Source organism: Bdellovibrionales bacterium, from assembly GCA_018266295.1.
Lineage (GTDB): Bacteria > Bdellovibrionota > Bdellovibrionia > Bdellovibrionales > Bdellovibrionaceae > JACMRP01.
The window spans coordinates 65,839-90,193 of sequence record JAFEAQ010000015.1 but is presented as its reverse complement, the minus strand read 5'-3'; the positions used below and the strand labels follow the sequence as shown (position 1 = coordinate 90,193).

Genomic DNA, 24,355 nt, shown 5'->3' with positions numbered 1-24,355 from the left:
TTCCACTACGCTTCCCGTATCGGATTCGAACAACAAAACTTGAGGGTTCACTCTAACTAAAGTCCTGGTTTTGTAAGACTTTCTAGCCTTTTTTGGACTTAAGCCAAGCCTCAAGGACGCCGCGAGCACCCCAACCGAAGTGTTTGTACTTAAGGCGAAGAACGTCGCCTGAGAACTCAATCACTTCTGCTTTCACTTTATTCAAGCCTGGGAGTTCAGAGAATGTAAACTCAACCTCTGTTTTACCTTTGAGGCTGTCGGTCGCTTTGGCCAGACGAATGCGGATACCTGCTGTGGATACAGACTCTGTCAAACCGGCAAGTTCGCCACCGGTGTGAACGATGACTGGAGACTTCACATCGTAACGATGAGCCGTAGGGAACATCCATTGCTGACGGCGATCCAAGTAGGGATATCTTGCATAGAATGCGATGATCAAAACAGAGAACGTGACGAGGATTGAAATCAGGATTTGAACGCGGACGAACTCAGGATTCAGAACAGTGTCGTCGATCGTGAAGGCTCTGTAGGTATTCATCGCAAGCACGATGAGCAATGCCATTACAGCAATCAACCATGCCGATTTGTGCCTCATCAGGAGCGCAAGACCCGCAATGAAAATGCCGGCAAGCCAGAGCCAGTCAGCAACAGGAATCGTTTTTACAAGCTCAGCAAACTCTGCAGGATGGTACCAGTTCGCAACGCCGCTGCCAGCAAAGCTCACAATGATATTTCCGAGTGGAGCAAGCATGAAAAGCAACGCTAAAATATAGATACCGATTGGTTGTTTTAAATCCTGAGTCTGAGTGTCTTGAGTCATAATCCCCCCGCAAACACATGGTAATTGACCTTGGGGACAAAAGGAAGCGCCTTAAGTCCGCCTAGACTATGGTCGATTACTTCACAAGCTGAGGGCAGCTCTCTACGCATGCCTCTTGGGTCATCTTAATACGTGATCCCATGCAAGTCGATGTGAGGCTATGACGAATCACTGATCCCGTGCCTAAATTTGGAGTGTAGCTCTTGTTATTTACTCGAGCTAAACACGAATAATAAGCATACTTTTCAAGCGTTGCACGCATCTTATCACTCGTTGGCAAATAGTCTCTTGCCTGAAAACGATTGATGCCGACGGCATTTTTACTTGGACTGCTTTGAATGATCACGAAATCAAAATCTTTCGCTGAGACATTCGAACAACCATCGGCCGTTTTGACACCATTCAAACCAAACGGATCAGCGCCTACCGTGTCGACCATGAGAACGTGACCGGGAACTGCCACGATATCACCCGCCTTTAAATCGGATTTTGGTGTCACCGTGATTTTTGCCAAGCAACTGAGACCATTTTTCTGAGGCTCAACGTACATTGTTGAACTCACACCGCTCACACCTGTGGCTTTCATGGTCTTACCAGGAGCAATACGCAGACCCGCCGTCGCAAGCGCCGTGTAAATCAGGCCTGAACAATCCGTTCCAAGAACGGACGTCCCATTACCGGCATTTTTAAAGAAATTCAAATACGAAGTCAGGCCCGTCGTGACCGCTGGCTTGCCACCGTAATCGTAAATCATTGGATAGGCGCGACCATTCAAGCAAGAAGCACCATAACTGTTGACGTTTTTGTAGTACGGATGACTGCGAAGAAGAGCCGTCACACTTGCAATCTCGCGCTTGCTGCCGACACCATCGGAGTGCTTGCCTGTGACCTTGATCGCTGCATCTTCGATGTCAGGGGTGCTTGCAGACATCGCCGGCTCGCTGAGAGCTTGACATGTCTGGTAAGCCGTAGCCATGGCAAAACGCGCACCATAAACCGGCAGCGCCAAATTGGTCGTGATCTTTTCAACTCCCGGATCTACCTCCGTCGGCTGATCCGATGAGCCGGGAGCCGGTGCAGGCGGAGCTCCACACTGAACACCCATTGCCGCAGCCCGTGCTTTGATTTTTGCAAACTGCGTGGTTACTTTTTCTTGAAGCTCTACTTTACTTTCGGTTGTGCGGTCACCGATTTCCATTGCGGACAAGACTTCTAAAAGGGTCTGAGCGTCCTGCACCTTTTCCATCTTCGGGGCGTCCGTCAACATGATCTCGTAGAGAGCATCGATTTCTTTTGCGAGACCTTCAAGCTTCTCTGGCGTCACAGACTCCGCAGGAGCTTTGATGCTTTTCAAAGAAACCCTCAAGTGATCTTTTAACTCTTCTGCAGTCGGCATAGACTGCTGCTCGATAAGGTATTTATTTACAGCATCCCAAGATTTACTTTCAAAATCACTGCAGCCAACAGCACTTGTCGTGTCGCCGGCGATTTCATCCAAAGCTTGGAAATTCTTTGGCGCACAGGCTGAAAGCAAAAGGACGCTAGAAGCGAGTACTAAGGTGAAGGCACTATGTTTTCTCATGCCTTTATTTTCGGCATTCCTGAGGATTTCTTCTGATCCAGAAGTATAAAACTGGCCTCGAGTCGGCTTGACTTAAGCCTGTCATTAGCCCTTTACTGAGGTGCATGAACGAAAAATTTATAAAAACTCAGGCGCTTTATTCCATCATTGATTGGGAACCCTTTGTTCTCCTCGGCTGTTTGCTGGCCATCACCTGGATCTTTTATAAGTTTTTTCTGTCGGCCGTTTCCCCCGAAAGGCACGCCAGCATTCGCGCTCAGTTCGCAGCTCTTGCACGCCATTTTATTATTTTCACGTTGAGCTTTATTGCCTTCATGTCGCTTCACTCGCTGACCGGCGGCGACTTTGCCAACGTGGCCCGAATCACTCCCTACATCGCATTGATGACCTTTATTTGGGGCTCGATTGTCTTTGTGAAAACGTGCCGCCTTCTTGTTTTGCAGTATCTCTTCTTGGGATCAATGCGTGCAGGCGTGCCGCTTTTGCTGGTGAATATTTTCTCTTTGATTTTATCGATCGTTCTGACGGTATGGGCTCTTGCGCATGTGTTTGGCCTTGATCTCGGTCCGCTGGTCGCCACTTCTGCGGCGTTCTCGATCATCCTCGGTCTTGCCCTTCAGGATACGCTCGGCAATCTTTTTGCCGGGATCTCTTTGCAGATCGATAAGTCCTACGAAATCGGCGACTGGCTCGAAGTGGTTCAGGGGATTCAACGCGCCGTCGGTCAGGTGAAGGAAATCAGCTGGCGGTCGACGATCCTGGTGGGCTTCTCGGACGAGGAAATCACCATTCCGAACCGCACGATGGCGAACGCTCAGATCTCAAACTTCTCTCCGGATGGCCACCCGATCGTCCGCAGCCAGGTCTTCCGTCTGCCATTTAACTGCGACCTCGAAAAAGCCAAGGAGCTTCTTGAACGTGCGGTTGTAGAAATTTCAGATATTCGCGGCCTTCCAGCACCTTTTGCCTACATCCAAGAGACCACAGAAAGCTGGGTCGCGGTGAAGGTGATTTACTTTATCGACAATTTCGGGGGTCAATTCACGATTGGCGATAAAGTGATGCGAAAAGGGATTGATGCTCTCCGGGCTCATGGTATAGAACTCGCACGTACAGTGATTGAGTATCAGCCAAAGAGTTTAGAGAATGAGCGCACCCGTTGATTTTGAAAATCCCCTAGCCGTTAAGATCCGCAAACAAATCGTTCAGGCGTTGAACGATTTCGACATGATTGCCGATGGCGATAAGATCGCCGTGGCGGTTTCTGGCGGTAAAGATTCTAGCATCCTCGTGGCGCTCCTTAACGAGATCCGTAAACGCTCGGAGCGCAAATTCACTATCGAAGCCATGATCCTTGATCAAAAGCAGCCGGGATTTGATGCCACGGCTTTTCGCGCGTGGATTGAATCTTTGGGCATAAAACTGCACATCTTGGAACGCGATACTTACAGCATCGTAAAAGAAAAAACTCCGGAAGGCGCCGTGTACTGCACGTTGTGCGCGAAATTCCGCCGCGCAATTCTTTACGATTTTGCCCATGATAACAGCTTTACGAAAATGGCTTTAGGTCATCATCGCGATGACCTTATCGAAACAACTTTGCTGAACATGTTCTACATTGGCCAGCTCGGCACGATGCCACCGAAGTTGAAATCCGACGACGGCCGCAACATCGTGGTCAGACCGCTTGCCTACGTCGCTGAGAAGGACCTTACGCAGCTTGCAAAGGACTGGGGCTTCCCGATCATACCATGCAATCTGTGCGGCTCCCAGGAGACTCTAAAACGCAAGAAAATGAAGAAGCTTGTGCAGGATCTTGAAAAGGATATTCCAAACATCGGCTCTTCGATCATCACTGCATTGGGGAACGTCAACCCAAGTCAGCTCCTCGACCAAGAACTCTGGAACTACAAGAATTTCTAACCTCTGCGCGGGCGTGGGGACCTGCTGGCTCCGCACTTCTTCCTCCATCCATGGGAATCGAGGACCTAGAGCTGCGCTGCCCTTCGGGTCTCATGGACGGATGGCCGGCGTGCGATACGCGACTGGGCGTGTACGCTAAGTCTTAGCGCGTGAGAACGGAAACAATCCCCCCCCCCTCCGATTAAGGTCAACCTATAGGTTTACCATAATCAGAGGGTAAGCCTGACAGAGACATATCTACTTACTCCGTTATATCTGCGTATGTTTTTCTTTTGAGCCCTCCTCTATATTTAAATTATCGAGCGACTTGAAAACGTGCCGCCAGACTTTGCGCGAGATCTTCTTTGCGCAACACTGTCAGCAAATCGATGCAATCGAACTCTTCGTCAAATGCCGGCTCACAGGCGACCACGGCCCCCAACTTTAAGTAAGATTTGAGCAGTGAAGGAATTAAGTCTTCCGTTTCCTTCAACTGCTCGTCCGTTAGACCTTTTGCAAAATACGCGTTCCAAGTTTTGAAATCCGGCATCGTGAATTTCTTTGTTGGCTTACAAGCATACTTACTTGAAACCAAACCTTGATCCATCAAATGCTTATGCACGAGAGCTGCCTCGCGAGCGTTATTGATTTTCAAACTTGAACAACCAAACAAAATATTTGCACCACTGAGATTCATATACTCGGCAATCCCACGCCAGAGCAGAGAAATAATCGAGCCCTTACGATAGTCTTTATGAATACACGCACGGCCGAGCTCTAAGAACGGGCCTTGCTCGTTGAACAAAGCTTGCAACTCAAACTCTAAAGCTGTGTATGATTCCTCTGAGAATTTCGAGCAATTCACACGGTAGGTGCCGATAATTTTCTGCAATTCACGGTGAACAATAATCAAATGGTCAAAGTGGTAGTCGAATTTATCGAAATCAAGACCCGATCCTTTAATGCCGCGGAACTCTTGATTGAAAACTTCATGACGAAGCTTGAAGCTCTCAATGAGTTCTTCCGGAGTTTCCGCCGTTTTAATCGTATAGGCGCCGACGTCAATGCCGAGATTGATTTTAGCTTTAAATTTATGGACGCGATTCCATCTGAGCTGAGTGGACTGTTTGATCTGACCAACCAATGCCATCATAAATTTCCCCCTGGTTAAATATGGACATTAAAAATATCAAAGCTGCTAAATACGTTTGCGAAACCTCACCTGCGGTTCCAAGCATCGGGTTGATTTCCACGATATCCACAGAACGCAAGTTTCTATGCTTTGAGAGCACTCCGCCCAAGCAGCGCAGATCGCCGATATCAAGCCCTTCCGCCGCGTGCACTCCTGTCGCTGGTGCATGCTCGGGACTCAAGCTATCAATATCAAAACTGACATGAAGCGGATAATTCTTCACAGCTGACATAATTTCATGCGCGATCACTGGCATTCCACGCCTGCGAACCTCAGAAGCGGTGTAAGCTTTAATACCGAGTTCACGCACGATTTGTTTTTCAAAAGGATCTAAGTCGCGAACTCCGACGTAAATGAGCTTCTCAGGCGAAAGTCTTTGCGTAAGCCAAGGGAAATGTGCTTTTCCGATATCTTGGACATTCAGTAAAATCGAAAGTGGCATGCCGTGCAAATTACCGCTGAGTGAATGCTCCGGCAGATTAATATCTGTATGAGCATCTATCCATACCACACATCCCTCGGGATACTGCGAACAGAAAGCTCCAACTGTGGAAAGAGCGACACTATGATCCCCGCCCCAATTTAAAAGCATGCGTGAACTTTTATAGAGATTTTTGATTTTGTGATAGGCTTCGATATACGGGCGCCAGTCGATCGAAGGAATATTAGAAGTTGAATAGATTTTTTGACTGCCTTCTTGAGTCGTGCAGACTTCGCCTTGGTCAGCGACGCGAATTCCATGTCTGCTTAAGAATGGAAAATATCTGCGGAAGTAATGGTGAGATCTAGCGACGCCGGTTTTTTCTTGGCCGACTTCAAAGCCTAGACCTAAAAAATTCATTTCCTTCATTGCATTTAGGTTGAAAGCAAAAAATGCGGTTGTCGTGTTATGGTTCTGTTAGGACGCCGATCTTGACGGAATCAAAACAATTCATGCGGTGGGTTTTATCTTAGAGTGAATTCATGAAAGTACTCTCTCCTTTAACGAACTCCTTAGGCATCTTTACAGAAACATATCGGTATCTGCAGAAATCCAATCACCCCGAAATCAGTGTCGACCAATTAAAAATCGAATGGGCACAAAGCACACTGGCTCGCTTAGGAGTCGAGCTTGAAGTCAAAGGCGAAATATCGAATGAGAAATCCATGCTCTATATGGGAAATCATATTAGTTACCTTGATATTCCCCTGCTCATGGCGACAGTGAATAAGATCTCTTTCGTTGCAAAGCACGAGATTAGCAGCTGGCCTATCTTCGGAGAGGGTGCTAAGAAAATTGAAACCGTTTTCGTCAAGCGCGAAGACGGCGATTCCAGAAAGTCTGCAAGAAAAGCTATTCATGCAGCTCTTAACGACGGCAAACGTGTGGCGATTTTTCCTTCGGGCACAACTTGTATTTCCGAGAAAACCTCTTGGCGCCGTGGCGGATTTGAAATCGCCCAAGATAACGACATCTACGTGCAACCTTTCAGACTTTCTTATTTTCCACTCAGAGCAGTTGCCTATATAGATCAGGATTTTTTTCCGTTTCATCTCTATGGTCTTTTCGGTCTCAAAAAGATCGAAGCGAAAATTGAGTTCCACGAACCGGTTAAAATTAAAGACGCAGTCAAAGACTGTGAATATTGGCATCACTGGTCCAAGGAGATCCTCGATGGCAGCAGGAATTAAGTGTGACCTCCACATTCATAGTCACCATAGCGATGGGAAGCTGTCGATCCCCGAGATCGTTGATCTTTACGGACAGCGAGGCTTCGGCGCCATCGCGATCACCGATCATCTGTGTGAACGCAATAACTTGATCGGCCGGGTCACCCACCGCCTTAACTATAGCCTTTCAAAAGAAAATTTTGAAACCTATATGAAAGAAATCCGCACCGAAGCAGAGCGCGCCTGGCGTGAATATGAAATGCTGCTGATCCCCGGCTTTGAGATCACTAAAAACTCGTTCGTCAATAACCGCTCAGCGCATGTGCTCATTTTGGGAGTCGAAGAATACATCGATCCAGATCTGCCAGTGGAAGAAATCTTAATGATCGCGAAGATCAAAGGCGGCTTTACGATCGCAGCCCACCCGTTTCATACCGGTGATTTCGAATTTCAAACATTCTACCTCTGGTCGCGCCGTGAAGAGCTCAAAGACATTATCGACGCCTGGGAAGTCAATTATCGCAAAAATATTAGCGAAGCCGTGATGACCTCAGGACTACCGCTGATTGCGAGCAGCGACTTTCATCATAGTGGGCACTTCAAATCGTGGAAGACTAAAATCTACGGCGAAAAAAGCAAAGGCGGCGTGTTTGAGTCCCTCCGCCGCCAAAACTTAGATTTTTTCCTCGATAACTATTAAGCCATTACTTTCTTAACCGCCGGTCTAGCACCGATCAGCTCAGCCCAGCGTTTGACGTGGGGGTTTGCATCGAACCAGTCTGGTTTTGATTTCATGTAAGCTGCAATCCAAGGGTAAGAAGCGATATCCGCGATCGAATAGAAGTTCCCCGCAAGATACAAGTTCTGCGCAAGCTGTGTGTTCATCACACTCAAAATGCGTTTTGACTCGAGCTCAAAGCGGTTCATCATTTGCGGGATGTTATTGTTTTTTGCGTAGTGATAGTTCCCAAAGTTAGGACCAATCGCGGACATCTGGAACATCAGCCAACCGTTCACTTGCGCTTTTTCATACTCATTAGTGCCAACGAAGTGATGTGTTTTCTCGCCAAGGTATTGTAAGATCGCGCCGGATTCCCATACTGGAATCTGGCGGCCAAAATCTCCATCACGATCCACAATCGCAGGAATTCTACCATTCGGGTTGATTTTCAAATATGCAGGGTCTTTCTGCTGATTGGTTTTAAGATCCAGCATATGAAGTTCATAGTTCATTCCTAATTCTTCAAGCATGATCCAAACTTTGAAACCATTAGGGGTCTTTGCCGTGTAAAAATCGAGCATGAGGTTCTCCTTCGAAGAGCCCCCATTCTAGCTATCCTTTTTGGGCCTTGTCTAAACATTTGACACTTCAGTGCGCCGACACAGGTCCCCGAACCCGGCATCCAATTTGTAGTAAAAAAGCACTATGATTCATCTATTACAGAAGACCTTTATTTTCGTTTTAAGCCTCCTCCTGACCCTCCCGGCTTTGGCTAAAATTCGCCTTGTAGAATGGCATACGGCCAATACTATAGCGCCTCTGGTTCTACCTGTTCGTGATGGCGAAACACCCGAGGAAGCCTCCGAGCGCTACTTGAAGGCTCTTAGCCAAAACTCTGAACTCTTAGAGCTTTTCGCAGGCCGAGTTCCCGAGATGAAGACGATCAAATTCCAAGAAATTGGCAACAATGATTATGATACACGCATTATGATGATCGCGAATAGAGCTCCAGACTATACGCAAAACTCTCCACGCGTAGCAAACTTCAAAAAGTACTTCGATAAAATGAATCAGAAGTCCTTTATTCTTCCGGTTGTTGCAAACTTGGGGCTCACAAAACAAGAAAGCACTGAGCTGAATACCGAAATCACAGAAAAGTTTCCAATGCTGGTGGCCCTTGGCGGAGACGATGTCGACCCTCGTTTCTACAAAACTCAGAACGCCTATTCGCGAAACCTCAACACGGTTCGCGATCGCTTTGAAATCAATCTTATCAAAGATTATGTTACATCGGCGAAGGGTTTTTTGCTGGGTGTCTGTCGTGGTTCACAACTCAGCTCTGTGGCCTTAGGTTACAAAATGGTGCAGGACATTCCTGCAGAGGTGGGTATGAGCGTTCATCACGGCGATGATTGGCATGATGTGAAACTCACACCAACAACGAATGGAATTTTAAAATCAGTTCTCCCAGCCGCAGAATCGCTTTTGGTGAATAGCTATCACCACCAAGCCGTCATCTTCAAAGAAGGTGGCCCGCTTGAGATTGCGGCACGCTCCGAAGACGGCATCACAGAGGCCACGGAATTTAAAAATGGCCGCGGTCTATTACTGCAATTTCATCCGGAGTTGATGGGAAATGAATTGGGTTTTGAGATCGTTAGAAAAGCCGTTAGCGCAAAGAACCGCTCATTGCCTCTGCGCTGCTCGCGCACTTTTTCATATTAAACACGCCCCCATGACAATTCGCCGTGGTGGTCTTGCGCATGTAAGCTTGCGACATCAGAGTAATGAACACAGTCAAAACAAAACTCTGCAAGAGCACGAGCAACAACGATTTCATAGATTCCCCCTTTTGATTATTAGATTGAAAATTTATGACCCAAGTCAGACGGCGCTAAGAAGCTTTAGTAATTAGTTCAGAAGCGCCCAAGTCCTGCACACACCTCAGGTGCCATAAAAGCCGAGTCAAGGCTCTATTTCGTCTATTGCCGATTTGAATGCTGGCCCTAGGGTTGCAAACAAGGTCTCATCGGCTCCGATAGAGGGGTTTGGGGAAGGAATCTGAACGTGAAATTATTTCTGTACATTGGGATGACAGCCTTAGTTCTTACTGCCTGTAGTTCTCGCGAAAATGTTTCGAATGATGAATCTGAAATCGCCAACGCTATTACGAGCTGTGATTCAGGCTCCAGCGGTATTGTGAATGGCACCTCAGTAACTGCACAAGATCCAGACTCAAAACGCGCCGTTTTGCTCATCATCCACCGCGGTAAAATCGTCACTTCTTGCACAGGCACTCCGATTTCAGATCGCGTGATCTTAACAGCAGGCCACTGCCTCAAAGATGTTAAAAAAGGGGATGTTGATGTTGTCTTCAATTCGGACATCAGCTGTTCTGCAATGGCGAACTCTATTCCTTCCGTCGATATCCTCATTCATAAGGACTACAAAGGTGACAATCAGGCCAAGTTCGACTTAGCCATGTTAAAACTCGAATCTCCGATTCCGAGCTCTTACCTCCCGCAGTCGATTTATGATGGAAAGGCTCCACTGAGCAACGATCAGGTTTTAATGATCGGCTATGGTGTTACAAGTGAGAGCATTCACGATTCCATGCATTTAAGAAAGACTACTAAAAGTTTTAAAACTGAAACCGCGATCCGCGATCAAAACATCGGCTTTGATCAAAGAACCGGAGGCGGCGTTTGCAGCGGAGACTCTGGCGGTCCTGTCTACGTCCAAGTCGGTGGCGAGTACAAAATCATCGCGGTAAATTCGACGGTGATGAACAAAGATGAAAGTCAGGCGTGTCACGGTCTCAGCATGGCGATGTATATGCCTTTCTTTGCGGACTGGGTTCAGCAAAGTCTCGATAAACTCCGTTAAGACTTTCTTTTTACAATGTAATCTTAAGGGGCCTAGACTGGGCCCCTTTTGCATTTGCCATTGGCTAGCGACACAACAGAAGATCAAAAATATGAGAAACATATTTTTGATTTCAGCTTTGATGATGCTCTCAGCATGCAGCCACACAATCAACTTCCGCGCAAATCACTTCGCAGTCCCCATCGTTGGTGACGATCCATGGAGTGGCCACGTCGCCGCAGCCGGAACTTCAACGACCAATGTAACCGTGGTGAATAACTACACTTCAAATCCCCCACTCCGCACAAGCGTTCAAGTGAACAAAGACGTCGATGCCGGCGATGTGCTCATGGTGAATAATGTCGGCTTTGATGCGAGTTTGAGTGTCGTCAAAAGTCTCGAGCTTTACTTCGAGAGTTCTCTCCTTGGAGCTCGCTGGCAATTCTTAAATCATGGTGCTCAAGGTGATGCCTGGGTCGCTGCGATTCAAGGTGCTTATGGGACAAAAGATAAAACTTCAAGCGAAAGCGATGCCAACAATACGGTGACTGCTTCGGCAAAATCTGAAGTAAAAAGCACGCAGGTCGGCGCGAGTATCGGCTACAAAACCAGCAGCGGCGTTGTTCCGTATGTCTCTTACGTTCATGAAACCCATGACGTGAAAACGACTGTCACCAATAGCGCGATCAACTTTGGTCCGTACGATGATCACGGCGTGCATGATTACTTCTCAATAGGTCTTACGACCTCAGGTAAAGGCTTTAAAGCTGCGATCGAATACAGTATGATTAACATCAATTGGGATCGCGCGGATAAGGCTTATCAAAACGCCATCGGCGGCAAAATCGGAATTGCCTGGTAAATATTTTACGTAAGACAACAAAAGACAACGACGATGTCTGAATAAATCACGACCGCCTTGGAGTCGACAAATTGAAATCACTTTCTCTATGGTGAATTCTATTTTCAATAGAAATTGATAAAACCATCACTTATAAATGGGCCTTTAAGGAAAGGACTAAAAAATGAAAATGATTTTTATCTTAGCACTTTTAATGGCCTCTTCATCTTTCGCAGCGCAGTCGATTTCTTGTGTCCCAACTCAATCTGGAAACATTAACTATTATGATTCGCAAACTGGTTTGAATCGTATCTCGTCATTCACTGTAAAGCTCGGCGATGCAGGAGTGGGTGGCTACGGAGTTCAGCTCGAGATGATGGGAACTTCAGGCACTGGTGATAAAGCTGCGAGCAGCACTGTGAAATTGCCTTTAGCTTCTTCTTACGGTGATAGCTTGATTGAATACAATAACGCTCCAACAGCAAGTCTTCGCTCTGAAAACCCGCAAATTAAATTTGAACTTGAATCCGTTAAAAATTCTAAGACCGCCCTGGGCGTTCTAACTGTCGCTTTCGTCGTCAAAGACAGTGTGAGAATCATCAGCTCTCGCTACAATTGCATAGCGAATGAATCAACAGCAAAGTAGCCCGAAAGGCCCGAGGAAACTCAGGCTTTTTTTACGACAAAAACGTTTCAACCCGGCGGACCCGATGGCGAAAAAGACCAGTGGGCAGAACACACTTACTAAATAACTTAGGAACCGCTGAACATGTAAATGAAATTGGTGATCTGTACAGGACTTGAACCTGTGACCTTTTCCATGTCAAGGAAACGCGCTACCAACTGCGCCAACAGATCACGATAGAAAAGTGATATCGTTATACCCAAGGAAGGCCGTCGACACAACGGCCTCCTTCGTTGACGATGCGTATCAATAGAGTTCGACGCGGTCGTTTTCTTTAAAACCAGAGCCCGAATGAATCACAGCGATCGAGCCATCATTACCGAAGTAGCTAATGACTTCCAAAGTTCCTTTAAGGCGCCCCTGAACCGTACCGATATGGCTGCCCGATTCTGGATCGTAAACGTCATCGCCTTGCTCAAGAACCTTGAGCAAATCCCCAACCTGAATACCGGAAACGCGTCCCACATTGAGGTAGATGCGATCGCCGTTGAGGGCCGCTATACGGCCTTCCCAGCTGACTTTCGACAAAGAGCCTACCACCTGAGGAACGAAGTCCAAGAACGCATCCCGGACGATCGCTTCGATCAATTCCGGGTTGTTCTGAAGGTATTTATCCGTTTCAACTCGCTCTGCCACGCGAACGTTGGGCTCTTCGAGATTCACGGTCTTCACAGTGTTAAAGATCTCTTGGCCACTGCGGGTGTTGACGACGCGAACGCGGACGACAGCATCAAATTCGCTCTTCATTTGGCGAATCAAACCGACATTGTCAGCTTTGCGGGACACGCGGATCTCGAGGATTTTACCTTCGAGCACGGCATTTGCACCCAAGGCCTGGCCTTGTTTTGCGATTTCTTTAAGGTCGTACTCGCCTTTTTCCGCAGGCTTTAAGGCTTCAGACTTCACATCACGGCTGTCCACCGCGATGACTTCGCCGGATTTATTCATCTCTTGAATGAAGGCCTTACGAGCTTTTTCACGCAGACTCTCTGGGCGCGTGTCCGAGGCATCCAAGAACGGCAATACGATCACACGCTTTCGCGGCTGACCGTTGTCAGTTTTACCGGTGTAAGAAGTGTCTTTGACTTCACGACGCGCAACCTGCGAGGTGCGGTCGATGGTTTGACAGGCAGCAAAGATAAAAACAAAAGCAAATAAAAGATGTCTCATAGTTAAGAATCTCCTAGCGTTGCATTTGCATGTTAATTTCAGCGTCGTTGAAACCTACAGAGTTCCAGCGCTTACCGTCGATCTCAAGACCATTCAATTTTGCAGCAAAATCCTTCGAACTCAGATTCGTATCGACTTCAAAAGCCAAAGAATCCGAAGTCACAAGACGCTCGCGAATATTGCGAATCTCGCGCACTTGGTTCTTGAGTTTATCTTTGAAAGCCTCTTGTTGGTTAAACGGAATCTTTCCACGGAACGTCAGACGAAGGATCGTCGTACCAAGAGCACCACGTTGCCAAGCTTCGTAAACCTGAGAAGCCAAATCCTGAGCCGTCGCATCCACGGTTTCACGGACTTTCTTATCAACCGCAGATTCGAAAACACCCATCTCAGTTTCAAACTTCCTTGAAACGTCGGCGATTGGACGGCCATTGCTGACTTGCAAAGCGAGGAGCTTCACTTCAATGCGGTAGCGATTTGAGGAATCCGGGCTTTTTGAGTACTGCACCTGACCTTCGATCATGAGAGGCGCACCGAAGTACTGACTCATGAACTGCATATCATCAAGGCTTAAGCGTTCGTTTTGGTAAGTCCGCGGGATCTGCAGAGCGATTCCCGGAGTCTTAATCAGATAGAAATTGTTCTTCTGGAATGCCGAGCGAAGCGCATTTTCAAACTGGCGGTTCTGAGAAATCAAGAACGACTTACTATTCCCCTCTTCCGGTTTCCACCAGCGAAATGCTTTTAAATCCACTTTGTCCGTAAAGCTAATCAGCGGCAGCACTAACGGAACCGTGTCATTTTCAGCAAGCAACGAGTATTCTTGCAAAAGTGTTTTTAAGTCCTTCACAGACACTTTTAACGCCATCGTCATTTTGTAAGACCCCGTTGGGTCTTGAACAAGCTCGCTTGGTTTCGCAAACGGGATATAGCGGTTTGAAATCTTTTCGATCTTATTTTGAATCAAAGTTTTGTTTTTAGTGTATCGCTCTTCACCAATGAGTTCTTTGATCAGCTCCTCAGAGATTTTCTTTGAAGCCTGCTCTTGGATGTCACGACGAGCTGCTTGCGGGGTTTTCTCATTCGATGTCCCGCTGTAGCTTTTTTCAATGAGATCTGCACTACTCTGAGCGAAAACCATTTGCGCACTCATCATGAGACCCGCAAAAAGCACCAATACTTTCTTCATAACTTTCCTTGTCCCTATGTTCTTAACTCAATGAAGTCGGTTCTACCAAAGGCCGAGTGGATGCTTTCAAAGAACTCATTGCTGATGCTGACAGCGTATTGCTCTTCGACTTCCAATTGAACTTTGCGATTCACTTCCTTGAGATCAATTTCAAAACTGACATTCGTTGCGCCCGGATGTCCCTTCAGAACCTCCTGCAGACGCTCGTAATCCGTGGCTGGTACACGCTCCAAGTGCAAGACCATGCGTTTGGTCTTTTTGAGGATATCTTCCATCGGAGACACCGTATCCACCATGATTTTAACACTGCCCTCATCGGCCTCTAAAGATCCAGCAATCAGAACTGGCTTTTCATCCCGGCACTGGGTCTCATTGCGCGCAAACGCGTCCGGGAAGATCACAAGCTCGCAAGAGCCCGAGAGATCTTCGACCTTCGCAAAGGCCATGCGCGTGCCTTTCTTCGTAATCAGCTCACGCAAATCCGAAATAAGACCAGCTACGACCACCTTTTTCTTGTTGGCATCGCGGCCCCAGCGGTTTTCCTTGGTCTTTTGGACCGGCTGCTGAGGAGCTGCATCCAAACTCTTCGCAAATTGCGCGAGATCAGCAATTTTACAGCTGACCCAGATCTCTGCGAGGTTTTCAAAGCCTTTGAGCGGATGATCACTGAGATAGAAACCCAAGACCTCTTTCTCGTACGACAAAGACGCCGAGCGAGTCCACGGTTTGGTGTTTTCAAGCTTCACTTCACTCTCGTCGCTTGGACCAAGGTCAAAGAGCGACGTCTGACCCATTTCGCGGTCTTTACGTTTACCTTCAGCGCGATCGAGATATTTTTGATAGCCCGCCATCAGCTGCGCACGATGGCCGCCGAAGCCATCAAGGGCTCCGGCTTTGATCAAGCATTCAATAACTTTTTTATTTACACGGCGTAAATCAATCGTATTAAAGAACTCATCGAGGCTTGTGAATTTCTTTTCCGGCAATTGATCACGAGCTTCAACGATCGCGACCACGGCATTTTCACCAACGCCTTTGATTGCGCCAAGACCGAAATAAATTTCATCGCCATGGGCACCGAAGAAGTATTCAGAGAAATTCACGTGCGGCGGGCGCACGTTCAAACCACGCTTTGCCGCATCTTTCGAGTATTTGACGATCTTATCCGTATCAGACAATTCGGTACTGAGAAGGGCCGCAAAAAACTCGGTTGGATAGTAGCACTTTAACCACGCTGTTTGCATGGTGATCACAGAGTACGCGGCGGCATGGGATTTATTGAAACCGTAGTCCGCGAACTTATACATCAAGTCGAAGAGATCATTCGAAGCTTTTTCTTCATAGCCTTTGGCTTTCGCCCCGTCCATGAAACGGATGCGTTGACGATCCATCTCCTCTTTGATCTTCTTACCCATCGCACGACGAAGCATATCGGCTTCACCGAGAGAGTATCCGGCGATACGAGAAGCGATCCCCATTACCTGCTCTTGGTAAACCATGATCCCGTAGGTCTCAGACAAGACCTCTTTGGTATCTTCGATCAAATACTCCACCGGCGCTTTCCCGTGCTTACGATCGGTAAATTCAGGAATATTCGCCATCGGACCCGGGCGATAGAGCGACGTAATCGCCGTGATATCACCGAAACTGGAAGGACGGATTTTACGGGTGGCATCGGTGATGCCCTCACCTTCGAACTGGAAGATCCCCGCCGTATCCCCGCGTGACATCATCTCAAAGACGCCATTGTCATTGAGTGGCATTTGTTTTGTTAGAACTTTTACGCCGCGATTTTTTTCTATCAGCTTAATCGCGTGATTGATGTGAGTCAGCGTCTTCAAACCCAAGAAGTCGAACTTAATCAGACCGATCTTCTCAGCATGCTTCATATCGTACTGAACAACCTGCTCACCATCAGCACCCTTGTAGAGGGGCGCATGGCGAACGAGCTGCCCGTCAGCGATAATAACGCCGGCAGCGTGAATCCCCGCATGACGAACCATCCCCTCCACACGTTGGGCGAGGTCCATCAGCGTATTCACGGTTGGATTCATATCCATCATTTCGCGGATACGCGGCTCTGTCTCAAGAGCATCTTTCAAAGTAATCCCGAGTTTTTCCGGGATGAGTTTTGTAACCGCATCAACTTCCGGGAATGTGAGACCCAGCACGCGACCGACGTCTTTGATCGCGGCACGGGCTTGGAGTTTACCGTAGGTGATGATCTGAGAGACCGATTCTTGTCCGTATTTCTGAGTGACGTACTGAATCACTTCCTGACGACGATCCTGACAGAAGTCGATATCGAAGTCCGGCATGGAAATACGTTCAGGATTTAAGAAACGTTCAAAGAGAAGGAAATTTGGAAGCGGATCGAGATCCGTAATTTTCAAACTGTAAGCGACTAAGGAACCGGCACCGGATCCACGACCCGGTCCCACTGGAATATCATGATCCTTTGCCCAGTTAATGAAGTCTTGGACGATCAAGAAGTAACCGTTGAAACCCATGCGATCAATAACGCTAAGTTCGTAGTCGAGGCGCTTATAGTATTCAGGTTTTTTCTCTTCAGCCACGGCCTCGCCGCGGCCGGCAGCTTCAACGAAGCGCTCTTCAAGGCCCGCTAATGACTTCCGTGCGATTTCTTCTTTTAGAGAGGCGCCGTCTTCCGTCGGGAAGGTCGGCAAGTGATAGATCGGCTTCCCGGCGTCGTCTTTGAGCTTAAACTTCACATCACAGCGCTCAGCAATTTCAAGAGTGCGCGAGATCGCCTCAGGCACGTCTTCGAAAAGCTTCTGCATCTGTTCAGGTTTTTTAAAATAGAATTCACTCGAACCCAGTTTAAATCTGTGTTCGTCGGCTAAAGTTTTATTCGTGCCGATACAAATCAAAACCTCTTGCGCGGTCTGATCATCCGGAGTCATGTAATGCACGTCATTCGACGCCACCACCGGCACGCCCGTGATTTTAGAGGCCTCTAGCAAGAACGGATTGATCTTCTGCCACTCAGGCAAACCCGTGCGACACATCTCGAGATAGAATCTATCACCAAAGATCTTATGCAAGCGGCGGACGCGCTCAAGAGCGGCCTCAGGGCCTTCGTTCAGGAACACATCAGCGACTTCGCCTCTCAAGCCGCCGGTGAGGCAGATAATGTCGTTATTGTGTTTTTCAAGAACTTCGTAATCGATCCGAGGTTTCCAATAGAAACCCTCTTGGTAACCGATTGTCGAGAGCTTATTGAGCGTCCGATAACCTTCGATGTTTTGCGCCAGGAAAACCAAACGACGCGGGAACTGCGCGATCTGATCGCGGTCTTGTTTTTTCTCTAAGCGTGAGCCCGGAGCCATGTAGGCGTCGAGACCAATCAAAGGTTTCACGTTATTGTCTTTGCAGGCAAAATAAAATTCCGCCGCCGCAAACATGTTTCCGTTGTCAGTCAAAGCCACCGCTGGCATGCCATACTCGGCCGCCTTTTTAGCAATGGATTTTACTCGGCACGCGGCCTCAAGAAGGGAATACTCGGAGTGAACATGAAGGTGTACAAAAGACATGATTTATTCATAACTTGGACAACCTTCAAGTTCAATTTTTATGGCCATTTTCACTCTAATAAACACTCAAATAGCCGCTCGCGTCAGCAGAGCTGGCTACAACAAGAAATCAAATACGTTTGAGAGCGGAGCCGACAGATAATACATAATGCGTTTAGGAACTGAAACATTCGCAAAAGCGCTGGAACCATCCACCGGCTTGCCAGCACCATTGAGCTGAACGCTCTGCGCTTGATGCTCTTTCATATTGGTTAAAACTTCAGCAGCAAGTTGCGGATTGTCACGACAAATCACAGCCATCTCCGCATTGATATTTCGAGAGCGCGGATCGACATTGAATGTCCCAACCATAATCGTTTTTTCATCCAGAACAGCGGACTTCGCATGAATACCCCAGCGTGCTTGCTGAACCTCAGGGCTGATAAAATCCTGACCCGTCAGACTTGCTCCCTTATAAATAAACACCTTCATTCCGTCCTGGATGAGTTCTCCCACGCGTGGATAGAAAGTCGCCGTGGTGTAAACGGCGTCCGTTGAATTCAAGCTGTTTGTGTAAACGTTGATATCCAGACCTTTTTGCAAGTAGTTCTTTAAGAAGCTCATACCGTTTTTCGTTGTCACGAAGTAGGGTGATTCAACATAAATACTCTTACGGACATCATTCAATTGAGCTGTAATTTCTTGAAAAAGAACGCGGCTCTTCGAACCAATTCCCGGAATATCCGCAGCGAACATCGTATCATTGCAAGTGTGCATACGAACACTGCCGTCTTCCAGCGCCGCGAGTCCCTTGAGAGACTCCAAAACCTGGCGGTCTTTATCGTTTTGCAAGAGATAATCATTTGCTTTCTTCATGCCTGCATCAAAGCGGGCCTTCACAGATTGATAGCGGCTATTTGCCTGAGGACCATAAACATCAACGCCGTATTGCGAGGCCACCGGCGCTTTCTCGAGATCCGGCTTTTTCGTGAGCTCCGAACTCCAGAAACGCTCAAAGCTTTCACGCATGGCACGCGCGACACTTCCACGAACATAAACGTCGCGGTCGATGAAATTATACTCCGGCGATAAATCGAAATATTCGTCAGCGATATTTCGACCGCCCGTCATCCCCTCGTTGTCGTCAACGATGAGAGCTTTACGATGGGAGCGGAACTGACCTTTAAGAAGTTCGAAGGAAACATTTGGATTGTAATAGCGAACTTGAACGCCGTTCTGCTCAAGCAGTGTTGCGTAGAAAGTATCGAGCTTTGCAATCGGCCAGCCGTAGTCGATCAAAACGCGGACCTGCACGCCTTCACGGGCTTTCTTAACAAGAGCCTGAGTGAATAAGCGACCGGCCTCATCGATATTATAAATGAAAAACTCTACTTCAATCGTTCGCTTCGCGCTTTCAATCATCTGAAGACGTTTTTGCAAAGACAAGCTGCCCGTATTGATGATGGCCATTTGCTGTGGTTCTTTGGTTTTAAAGACGTAAGACTCAGCCGCTGAAGCCGCCTGAACCATAAGACTAGAAATCAAGACTGCGCCCATCATCTGCGATAGCATAAAAAGCTCCTTGAGTTTTCCTCATTTGGAGCAAAAGAAGTGCCCGGCAAGCAACTGTTTATGCTTGTTTTTAGAGCTTTTGATCGTCTATTTTTTAGACAGGGGCCGAAGGACGCTAGCGAACACCGTTCTTCTGGTAAATCCGGAACCAAAGGAAGCAGGATCTACTGACTCGCCGTTTTTCGAACTGGACGTTTTACTTGCTTGTGAGCTGTCTTCGTTAGGACGCGCTTTTTAAATTTATAAGTGTATTCTGCCTGAGTTTTCTTAAGAAGATCCGTGCGCGCCCTGCTAAAATCAAGCTTCGCGGCGACTTCTTGAATACACTTTTGAATCTGACTGTCGTCAATATCTGTCGACTTGATTGCAGTATCCATGATGCGACCATCAGCACCGATCATCCAAATCACCGTGGCATGAGTACCCTGAAATTGACGAGGATTTTTAGCGACACAACTATGAACCAAACCGGCACTTGATTGAATGCGTGACAAGATCGCTTGTTGACGGCGTTTGTTTTCAGCCACGATTTTATTGTCCATCGCCTGAGCCTCGTAAGCCGGCATGATATCCGGAGTCGTCGTCGAGAACTCGTCCTTTACTTTATTTTCAGTTTTTTGCTGTCTTTCGATGGTTTTCGAAAGTTCGTTTTTCTTATAAGCACGATCCAAATCATCGTCTTCATACGGAGACCGCGCGTCTTTAAAAAAGCCGTCGTCAGTCTCGAGAGCTGATTCTGCATGAGCAACTGCAGAAAGGGCTAGCACCATGATGTACAAGAAGATTCTCATATTCTCCCCCACAGAGTTCCTTATCGACAAGTATATCAATCAATAGAGGGCCTCCGGTGGAGATTTATAATTTTTTAACCAGTGAATTTAAGCTCAAAATGGCGATATCTTGAGCGTCTATATTTTAGACACATGCATAGCTGCATCAAGTGCGTGTTTTTCCTATGAACACTCTCAACGTCTCATTCCCACTCAATCGTTCCCGGTGGCTTGCTTGTCACATCATAGACAACGCGATTTACTCCGCGCACTTGGTTGGTGATACGATTTGAGATCTCGCGCATCAGCGCAAAATCGAACGGATACCAATCTGCCGTCATCCCGTCCATCGACGTCACTGCTCTCAGCGCGAGCACGTGATCGTAAGTTCTACCGTCGCCCTGAACGCCCACCGTTTTCACCGGGAGCAGTACGCAGAAGGCTTGCCAGATTTCATCATAAATCCCCTTTTCACGAAGGAATGAAATGAAAACATCGTCAGCCTCTTTGAGGATTTTTAATTTATCTTCAGTGACTTCTCCCAGGCAGCGAATCGAAAGCCCCGGCCCCGGAAACGGATGACGTCCCAGCATATCTTTCGGCAGCCCCAGCTCCGCGCCGATTTTGCGAACCTCGTCTTTAAATAATTCACGCACCGGCTCGATCAGCTTAAGCTTCATCTTTTCCGGCAATCCACCGACATTGTGATGCGATTTGATTGTGACACTGCCACCAACAGACGACACGCTCTCGATCACATCCGGATAGAGCGTTCCCTGCGCGAGATATTTAATATTGATACTATGATCATAAGATTTATCAAAAACTTCGATAAAAACCCGGCCAATGGTTTTACGCTTATCTTCCGGGTCCGTTTTTCCCTTCAAAGCTTCTAAGAACTCTTGAGAGGCATCCACACCCTTCACGTTAAGACCAATGGCTTTATAGGCCGCAAGAACTTTTTCAAATTCATTTTTGCGAAGCAGTCCATTATCGACAAATACGCAGTGAACGCGATCATGACCAAGAGCTCTGGTCAAAAGGGCTGCAACAACCGAAGAATCCACTCCACCACTTAAACCACAAAGAACATGCTCATCCGCAGCGACGCGTGCTTTAATGTCTTTAATGAGAACTTCCGTGATATGAGGCGCATTCCAAGTTGGTACGGCTCCACAAAGAGTGTGCGCGAACGCGCGCAAAATTTCAGTCCCTTTAAATGTGTGACTGACTTCAGGATGAAACTGCAGACCCCACGCGCGCGGCCCCTTCATCGCTGCCGGATGGCCAGAGTCAGACACTCCGACGACCTGGAAACCCGGAGGAGCCTTTTTCACCGAATCCCCGTGACTCATCCAAACTTGTTGATCTGAGGGAATTGCCCCAAAGGTCTCGCGCCACGCAACGCGGTTTAGTCCATATTCGCGTTTATCACTGCGTGTGACTTCGCCGCCCAGTTGGTGAGTCAAAAGCTGCATCCCGTAGCAGATTCCCAGAACTGGAGCCACTTCAAGAAGCTCTTTGACGTCTCTGCGCGGAGATTGTGGCTCGTAAACCGAATTTGGACCACCGCTCAGGATAATCCCAAACGGCTTCGCACTTTGGATTTTTTCAATCGGATAATTATAGGCGTGGATTTCTGAGTAAAAGCCAATTTCGCGCAACCGGCGCGCAATCAACTGAGTAAATTGCGAGCCAAAATCTAAAATCAAAAACCCACGTTCGGTCATTTTAATTTTCCAGTCTGTAATTAGGTGCTTCTTTGGTAATACTCACATCATGCACATGAGACTCGCGGAGCCCCTGCGCACTGATCTGAACAAAGCGGGCTTTTTTCTGCAACTCTTCAACGTTGCGAGCGCCCAAGTAACCCATCCCCGACTTCACACCCCCCACCAACTGATGAATGATGCCTGTCGCAGAACCCTTGTAAGGCACTTTTCCTTCAATTCCCTCTGGAACGAGCTTGTCTTCATCGGTGATGTCGTACTGGGCATAACGGTCCTTCGACCCTTTCGCCATCGCTCCGAGACTTCCCATGCCGCGGTAAACTTTGTAAGTACGACCTTGATACAAGATCGTCTCGCCCGGCGACTCTTCAGCCCCGGCAAGAAGATTGCCGATCATCACAGAGTTCGCACCGAGTGCGAGGGCCTTTGTGATATCACCTGAGAATTTAATACCGCCGTCGGCGATAATCGTTTTACTTTTCTTCGTCGCTGCTTTCGCGCACTCGACCACAGCCGTGATCTGCGGCATCCCCACACCCGCCACAACCCGTGTCGTACAAATACTGCCCGGCCCGACTCCGATTTTCACCACGTCGGCTCCGGCATTAATCAAAGCCAGCGTCCCCTCTTCGGTGACGACGTTACCAGAAACGATAATCACGTCTTTGTATTTCTGAGAAATGTACTTCACCATTTCGATCACGTTGCGAGAATGCCCATGGGCCGTATCAACACAAAGTACGTCAACTTTCGCCGCCACCAAGGCATCCACACGATCCTTAGAATCGGCACTCACTCCAACTGCAGCGCCCGCCAAAAGACGTCCGTGACTATCTTTTGTTGCTTGCGGATACGCCTGGGCCTTTTCGATATCTTTAATAGTAATGAGCCCTTTGAGCTTAAAATCTTTATCTACAACGGGAAGTTTTTCGATACGGTGTTTTTGTAGGATCTTCTTCGCCTGCTCCAGCGTCGTGCCGACTTCTGCCGTTACGAGCTTATCCTTGTGGGTCATCAGATTTTTAATCGGCTGATTGACGTTGGTTTCAAAGCGCAAATCGCGATTGGTAAGAATCCCGACGAGAACTTTGTTCACCGTGATTGGCACCCCGCTAATAGAGTACTTCGCCATAATGTCGAGAGCTTCTTGCACCATTTGATCCGGCCCGAGAGTGATGGGATCTTGGATCATACCGCTTTCGTATTTTTTTACTTTTTCCACTTCAAGCGCTTGTCTCTCGATATCCATGTTCTTGTGGATGATCCCGAGACCACCCATCTGAGCCATGATTCGAGCCACACGATTCTCAGTCACTGTGTCCATCGCTGCAGAAATGATCGGCGTATTGAGGTAAACATCACGCGCAAACAGAGCTCGCGGTGTCACTTCAGACGGAATAATTTCAGAGTACTGAGGAATCAACAGAATATCATCGTAGGTCAGTGCGTATGGAATAGTTTGATCCATGAGAGGCCTCCGCTGTTGGATATTGAATTTTGGGATGGCCTATTCTGTCACGGACGATGAAAAGACAGCAACGCTTTTCTTTAAAGATTTTCTTTCTCGTACCAAGTCTTATAAAGCAGGTAATTGTCTGCCGAAAGACTGAGCGCCTTGATCTCTTCCGCCGTGAGTTCGCGCTTTACTTTCGCAGGGCGCCCGATAATCAGACTGCGCGGTGGAAAGTTCGCCCCTTCCGTGACCAGGGAGCCCGCCCCCACGATGCACTGCTCGCCCACCACAGCTCCATCCATCACGATACTTCCCATCCCAATCAGCGATTCCCGGCCGATGGTGCACCCATGAAGAGTCACTTGATGACCGATCGTAACGCGATCGTGAATGGTACAGCCGTATTTTCCGTAAGTGCCATGCAGAACCGACCCGTCTTGAACGTTGGCTTCATTGCCAATTCGAATTGGCATCACATCCCCACGAATTGTCACGTTGTACCAAATCGAAGAGCCCCTCCCAATCTTCACATCACCAATGATTCGTGCGTTGTCAGCGACGAACACATCACTTGCAACTTCTGGCGTAAACCCTCGGACAGAGATAGAATTTTTCATGGCAACCTCGAAAACCGGAAAAGTATTATGATACATTTATTTTATAATAAAAAAAAACCGGTC

At 47.8% G+C, this 24,355-nt stretch carries 22 protein-coding genes and 1 tRNA gene; 8 read left to right on the top strand and 15 right to left on the bottom strand.

The features are described 5' to 3' along the window. Nucleotides 1-82: 82 nt before the first annotated feature. Together JSU04_16395 and JSU04_16390 are read right to left on the bottom strand one after the other, a co-directional pair. Entirely contained in the window at nt 83-820 is a 738-nt protein-coding gene (locus JSU04_16395) for a hypothetical protein (GenBank protein MBS1971892.1), read from the bottom strand. A 76-nt stretch (nt 821-896) separates the two neighbouring features. Then, nucleotides 897-2,402 (bottom strand): hypothetical protein, encoded by a 1,506-nt coding sequence (locus tag JSU04_16390; protein MBS1971891.1) that lies wholly within the window; start codon nt 2,400-2,402, stop codon nt 897-899. Between the two features lie 104 nt (nt 2,403-2,506). On the opposite strand from JSU04_16390, the gene JSU04_16385 reads away from it, so the two are divergent. Both JSU04_16385 and ttcA read left to right on the top strand, forming a co-directional pair. After that, nucleotides 2,507-3,565 (top strand): mechanosensitive ion channel family protein, encoded by a 1,059-nt coding sequence (locus JSU04_16385; protein MBS1971890.1) that lies wholly within the window; start codon nt 2,507-2,509, stop codon nt 3,563-3,565. Continuing rightward, the gene (gene ttcA / locus JSU04_16380) at nt 3,549-4,325 is read left to right on the top strand and encodes a tRNA 2-thiocytidine(32) synthetase TtcA (GenBank protein ID MBS1971889.1); all 777 of its coding nucleotides are present in this window, start codon (nt 3,549-3,551) and stop codon (nt 4,323-4,325) included. The genes JSU04_16385 and ttcA overlap by 17 nt, the downstream gene beginning before the upstream one ends. Before the next feature lie 295 nt (nt 4,326-4,620). Here ttcA and JSU04_16375 read toward each other — a convergent pair whose 3' ends face one another. Continuing rightward, the gene (locus JSU04_16375; protein ID MBS1971888.1) at nt 4,621-5,457 is read right to left on the bottom strand and encodes a GNAT family N-acetyltransferase; all 837 of its coding nucleotides are present in this window, start codon (nt 5,455-5,457) and stop codon (nt 4,621-4,623) included. Continuing rightward, on the bottom strand, nt 5,396-6,337 hold the full coding sequence (locus tag JSU04_16370; GenBank protein ID MBS1971887.1) for an arginase family protein: 942 nt from the start codon (nt 6,335-6,337) through the stop codon (nt 5,396-5,398). The genes JSU04_16375 and JSU04_16370 overlap by 62 nt, the downstream gene beginning before the upstream one ends. Nucleotides 6,338-6,459: 122 nt before the next feature. Between JSU04_16370 and JSU04_16365 the strand changes: the two genes are divergently transcribed. Further along, a complete protein-coding gene (locus JSU04_16365; protein MBS1971886.1) occupies nt 6,460-7,167 on the top strand; it encodes a 1-acyl-sn-glycerol-3-phosphate acyltransferase in 708 nt (235 codons plus the stop codon). Next, nucleotides 7,151-7,846, top strand: coding sequence for a hypothetical protein (locus tag JSU04_16360; GenBank protein ID MBS1971885.1), 696 nt, complete (start codon nt 7,151-7,153; stop codon nt 7,844-7,846). The genes JSU04_16365 and JSU04_16360 overlap by 17 nt, the downstream gene beginning before the upstream one ends. On the opposite strand, the gene JSU04_16355 is transcribed toward JSU04_16360, so the two are convergent. Then, nucleotides 7,843-8,448 carry a glutathione S-transferase N-terminal domain-containing protein gene (locus JSU04_16355; protein MBS1971884.1) on the bottom strand — a complete coding sequence of 202 codons (606 nt, stop codon included), beginning with the start codon at nt 8,446-8,448 and terminating at the stop codon, nt 7,843-7,845. The genes JSU04_16360 and JSU04_16355 overlap by 4 nt on opposite strands. Before the next feature lie 124 nt (nt 8,449-8,572). Here JSU04_16355 and JSU04_16350 point away from each other — a divergent pair, with 124 nt between their 5' ends. Continuing rightward, the gene (locus JSU04_16350; GenBank protein ID MBS1971883.1) at nt 8,573-9,592 is read left to right on the top strand and encodes a gamma-glutamyl-gamma-aminobutyrate hydrolase family protein; all 1,020 of its coding nucleotides are present in this window, start codon (nt 8,573-8,575) and stop codon (nt 9,590-9,592) included. Here the strand turns inward: JSU04_16350 and JSU04_16345 are convergent. Next, nucleotides 9,537-9,707, bottom strand: coding sequence for a hypothetical protein (locus tag JSU04_16345; protein ID MBS1971882.1), 171 nt, complete (start codon nt 9,705-9,707; stop codon nt 9,537-9,539). The two genes, JSU04_16350 and JSU04_16345, sit on opposite strands and share 56 nt — an antisense overlap. Before the next feature lie 227 nt (nt 9,708-9,934). Here JSU04_16345 and JSU04_16340 point away from each other — a divergent pair, with 227 nt between their 5' ends. The 3 genes from JSU04_16340 (at nt 9,935) to JSU04_16330 (ending at nt 12,219) form a co-directional block, all read left to right on the top strand. After that, on the top strand, nt 9,935-10,753 hold the full coding sequence (locus JSU04_16340) for a trypsin-like serine protease (protein ID MBS1971881.1): 819 nt from the start codon (nt 9,935-9,937) through the stop codon (nt 10,751-10,753). A gap of 124 nt (nt 10,754-10,877) precedes the next feature. Beyond that, the gene (locus JSU04_16335; GenBank protein MBS1971880.1) at nt 10,878-11,594 is read left to right on the top strand and encodes a hypothetical protein; all 717 of its coding nucleotides are present in this window, start codon (nt 10,878-10,880) and stop codon (nt 11,592-11,594) included. A gap of 163 nt (nt 11,595-11,757) precedes the next feature. Beyond that, the gene (locus tag JSU04_16330) at nt 11,758-12,219 is read left to right on the top strand and encodes a hypothetical protein (protein MBS1971879.1); all 462 of its coding nucleotides are present in this window, start codon (nt 11,758-11,760) and stop codon (nt 12,217-12,219) included. Nucleotides 12,220-12,355: 136 nt separating this feature from the next. On the opposite strand, the gene JSU04_16325 is transcribed toward JSU04_16330, so the two are convergent. From JSU04_16325 to JSU04_16285, 9 genes are all read right to left on the bottom strand, one after another. Then, nucleotides 12,356-12,431, bottom strand: a tRNA-Val gene (locus tag JSU04_16325). Nucleotides 12,432-12,504: 73 nt separating this feature from the next. Beyond that, nucleotides 12,505-13,428, bottom strand: a complete 924-nt coding sequence (locus JSU04_16320; protein MBS1971878.1) for a hypothetical protein — start codon at nt 13,426-13,428, stop codon at nt 12,505-12,507. 13 nt (nt 13,429-13,441) lie between these two features. After that, a complete protein-coding gene (locus JSU04_16315; GenBank protein ID MBS1971877.1) occupies nt 13,442-14,617 on the bottom strand; it encodes a hypothetical protein in 1,176 nt (391 codons plus the stop codon). A 14-nt stretch (nt 14,618-14,631) separates the two neighbouring features. Then, nucleotides 14,632-18,171, bottom strand: a complete 3,540-nt coding sequence (gene dnaE / locus JSU04_16310; GenBank protein ID MBS1971876.1) for a DNA polymerase III subunit alpha — start codon at nt 18,169-18,171, stop codon at nt 14,632-14,634. 96 nt (nt 18,172-18,267) lie between these two features. Then, on the bottom strand, nt 18,268-19,722 hold the full coding sequence (locus JSU04_16305; protein ID MBS1971875.1) for a phospholipase D family protein: 1,455 nt from the start codon (nt 19,720-19,722) through the stop codon (nt 18,268-18,270). Nucleotides 19,723-19,886: 164 nt separating this feature from the next. After that, nucleotides 19,887-20,513, bottom strand: a complete 627-nt coding sequence (locus JSU04_16300; GenBank protein ID MBS1971874.1) for a hypothetical protein — start codon at nt 20,511-20,513, stop codon at nt 19,887-19,889. A gap of 182 nt (nt 20,514-20,695) precedes the next feature. Then, a complete protein-coding gene (guaA, locus tag JSU04_16295; GenBank protein MBS1971873.1) occupies nt 20,696-22,222 on the bottom strand; it encodes a glutamine-hydrolyzing GMP synthase in 1,527 nt (508 codons plus the stop codon). 1 nt (nt 22,223) lies between these two features. Then, the gene (gene guaB, locus JSU04_16290; protein MBS1971872.1) at nt 22,224-23,690 is read right to left on the bottom strand and encodes an IMP dehydrogenase; all 1,467 of its coding nucleotides are present in this window, start codon (nt 23,688-23,690) and stop codon (nt 22,224-22,226) included. 80 nt (nt 23,691-23,770) lie between these two features. Beyond that, entirely contained in the window at nt 23,771-24,292 is a 522-nt protein-coding gene (locus JSU04_16285; GenBank protein MBS1971871.1) for a gamma carbonic anhydrase family protein, read from the bottom strand. Nucleotides 24,293-24,355: the final 63 nt, after the last annotated feature.

Coding starts and splice junctions, on each gene's coding strand:
- JSU04_16395 (MBS1971892.1), bottom strand. CDS start 820: ATGACTCAAGACACTCAGACTCAGGATTTAAAACAACCAATCGGTATC.
- JSU04_16390 (MBS1971891.1), bottom strand. CDS start 2,402: ATGAGAAAACATAGTGCCTTCACCTTAGTACTCGCTTCTAGCGTCCTT.
- JSU04_16385 (MBS1971890.1), top strand. CDS start 2,507: ATGAACGAAAAATTTATAAAAACTCAGGCGCTTTATTCCATCATTGAT.
- ttcA (MBS1971889.1), top strand. CDS start 3,549: ATGAGCGCACCCGTTGATTTTGAAAATCCCCTAGCCGTTAAGATCCGC.
- JSU04_16375 (MBS1971888.1), bottom strand. CDS start 5,457: ATGATGGCATTGGTTGGTCAGATCAAACAGTCCACTCAGCTCAGATGG.
- JSU04_16370 (MBS1971887.1), bottom strand. CDS start 6,337: ATGAATTTTTTAGGTCTAGGCTTTGAAGTCGGCCAAGAAAAAACCGGC.
- JSU04_16365 (MBS1971886.1), top strand. CDS start 6,460: ATGAAAGTACTCTCTCCTTTAACGAACTCCTTAGGCATCTTTACAGAA.
- JSU04_16360 (MBS1971885.1), top strand. CDS start 7,151: ATGGCAGCAGGAATTAAGTGTGACCTCCACATTCATAGTCACCATAGC.
- JSU04_16355 (MBS1971884.1), bottom strand. CDS start 8,448: ATGCTCGATTTTTACACGGCAAAGACCCCTAATGGTTTCAAAGTTTGG.
- JSU04_16350 (MBS1971883.1), top strand. CDS start 8,573: ATGATTCATCTATTACAGAAGACCTTTATTTTCGTTTTAAGCCTCCTC.
- JSU04_16345 (MBS1971882.1), bottom strand. CDS start 9,707: ATGAAATCGTTGTTGCTCGTGCTCTTGCAGAGTTTTGTTTTGACTGTG.
- JSU04_16335 (MBS1971880.1), top strand. CDS start 10,878: ATGCTCTCAGCATGCAGCCACACAATCAACTTCCGCGCAAATCACTTC.
- JSU04_16330 (MBS1971879.1), top strand. CDS start 11,758: ATGAAAATGATTTTTATCTTAGCACTTTTAATGGCCTCTTCATCTTTC.
- JSU04_16320 (MBS1971878.1), bottom strand. CDS start 13,428: ATGAGACATCTTTTATTTGCTTTTGTTTTTATCTTTGCTGCCTGTCAA.
- JSU04_16315 (MBS1971877.1), bottom strand. CDS start 14,617: ATGAAGAAAGTATTGGTGCTTTTTGCGGGTCTCATGATGAGTGCGCAA.
- dnaE (MBS1971876.1), bottom strand. CDS start 18,171: ATGTCTTTTGTACACCTTCATGTTCACTCCGAGTATTCCCTTCTTGAG.
- JSU04_16305 (MBS1971875.1), bottom strand. CDS start 19,722: ATGCTATCGCAGATGATGGGCGCAGTCTTGATTTCTAGTCTTATGGTT.
- JSU04_16300 (MBS1971874.1), bottom strand. CDS start 20,513: ATGAGAATCTTCTTGTACATCATGGTGCTAGCCCTTTCTGCAGTTGCT.
- guaA (MBS1971873.1), bottom strand. CDS start 22,222: ATGACCGAACGTGGGTTTTTGATTTTAGATTTTGGCTCGCAATTTACT.
- guaB (MBS1971872.1), bottom strand. CDS start 23,690: ATGGATCAAACTATTCCATACGCACTGACCTACGATGATATTCTGTTG.
- JSU04_16285 (MBS1971871.1), bottom strand. CDS start 24,292: ATGAAAAATTCTATCTCTGTCCGAGGGTTTACGCCAGAAGTTGCAAGT.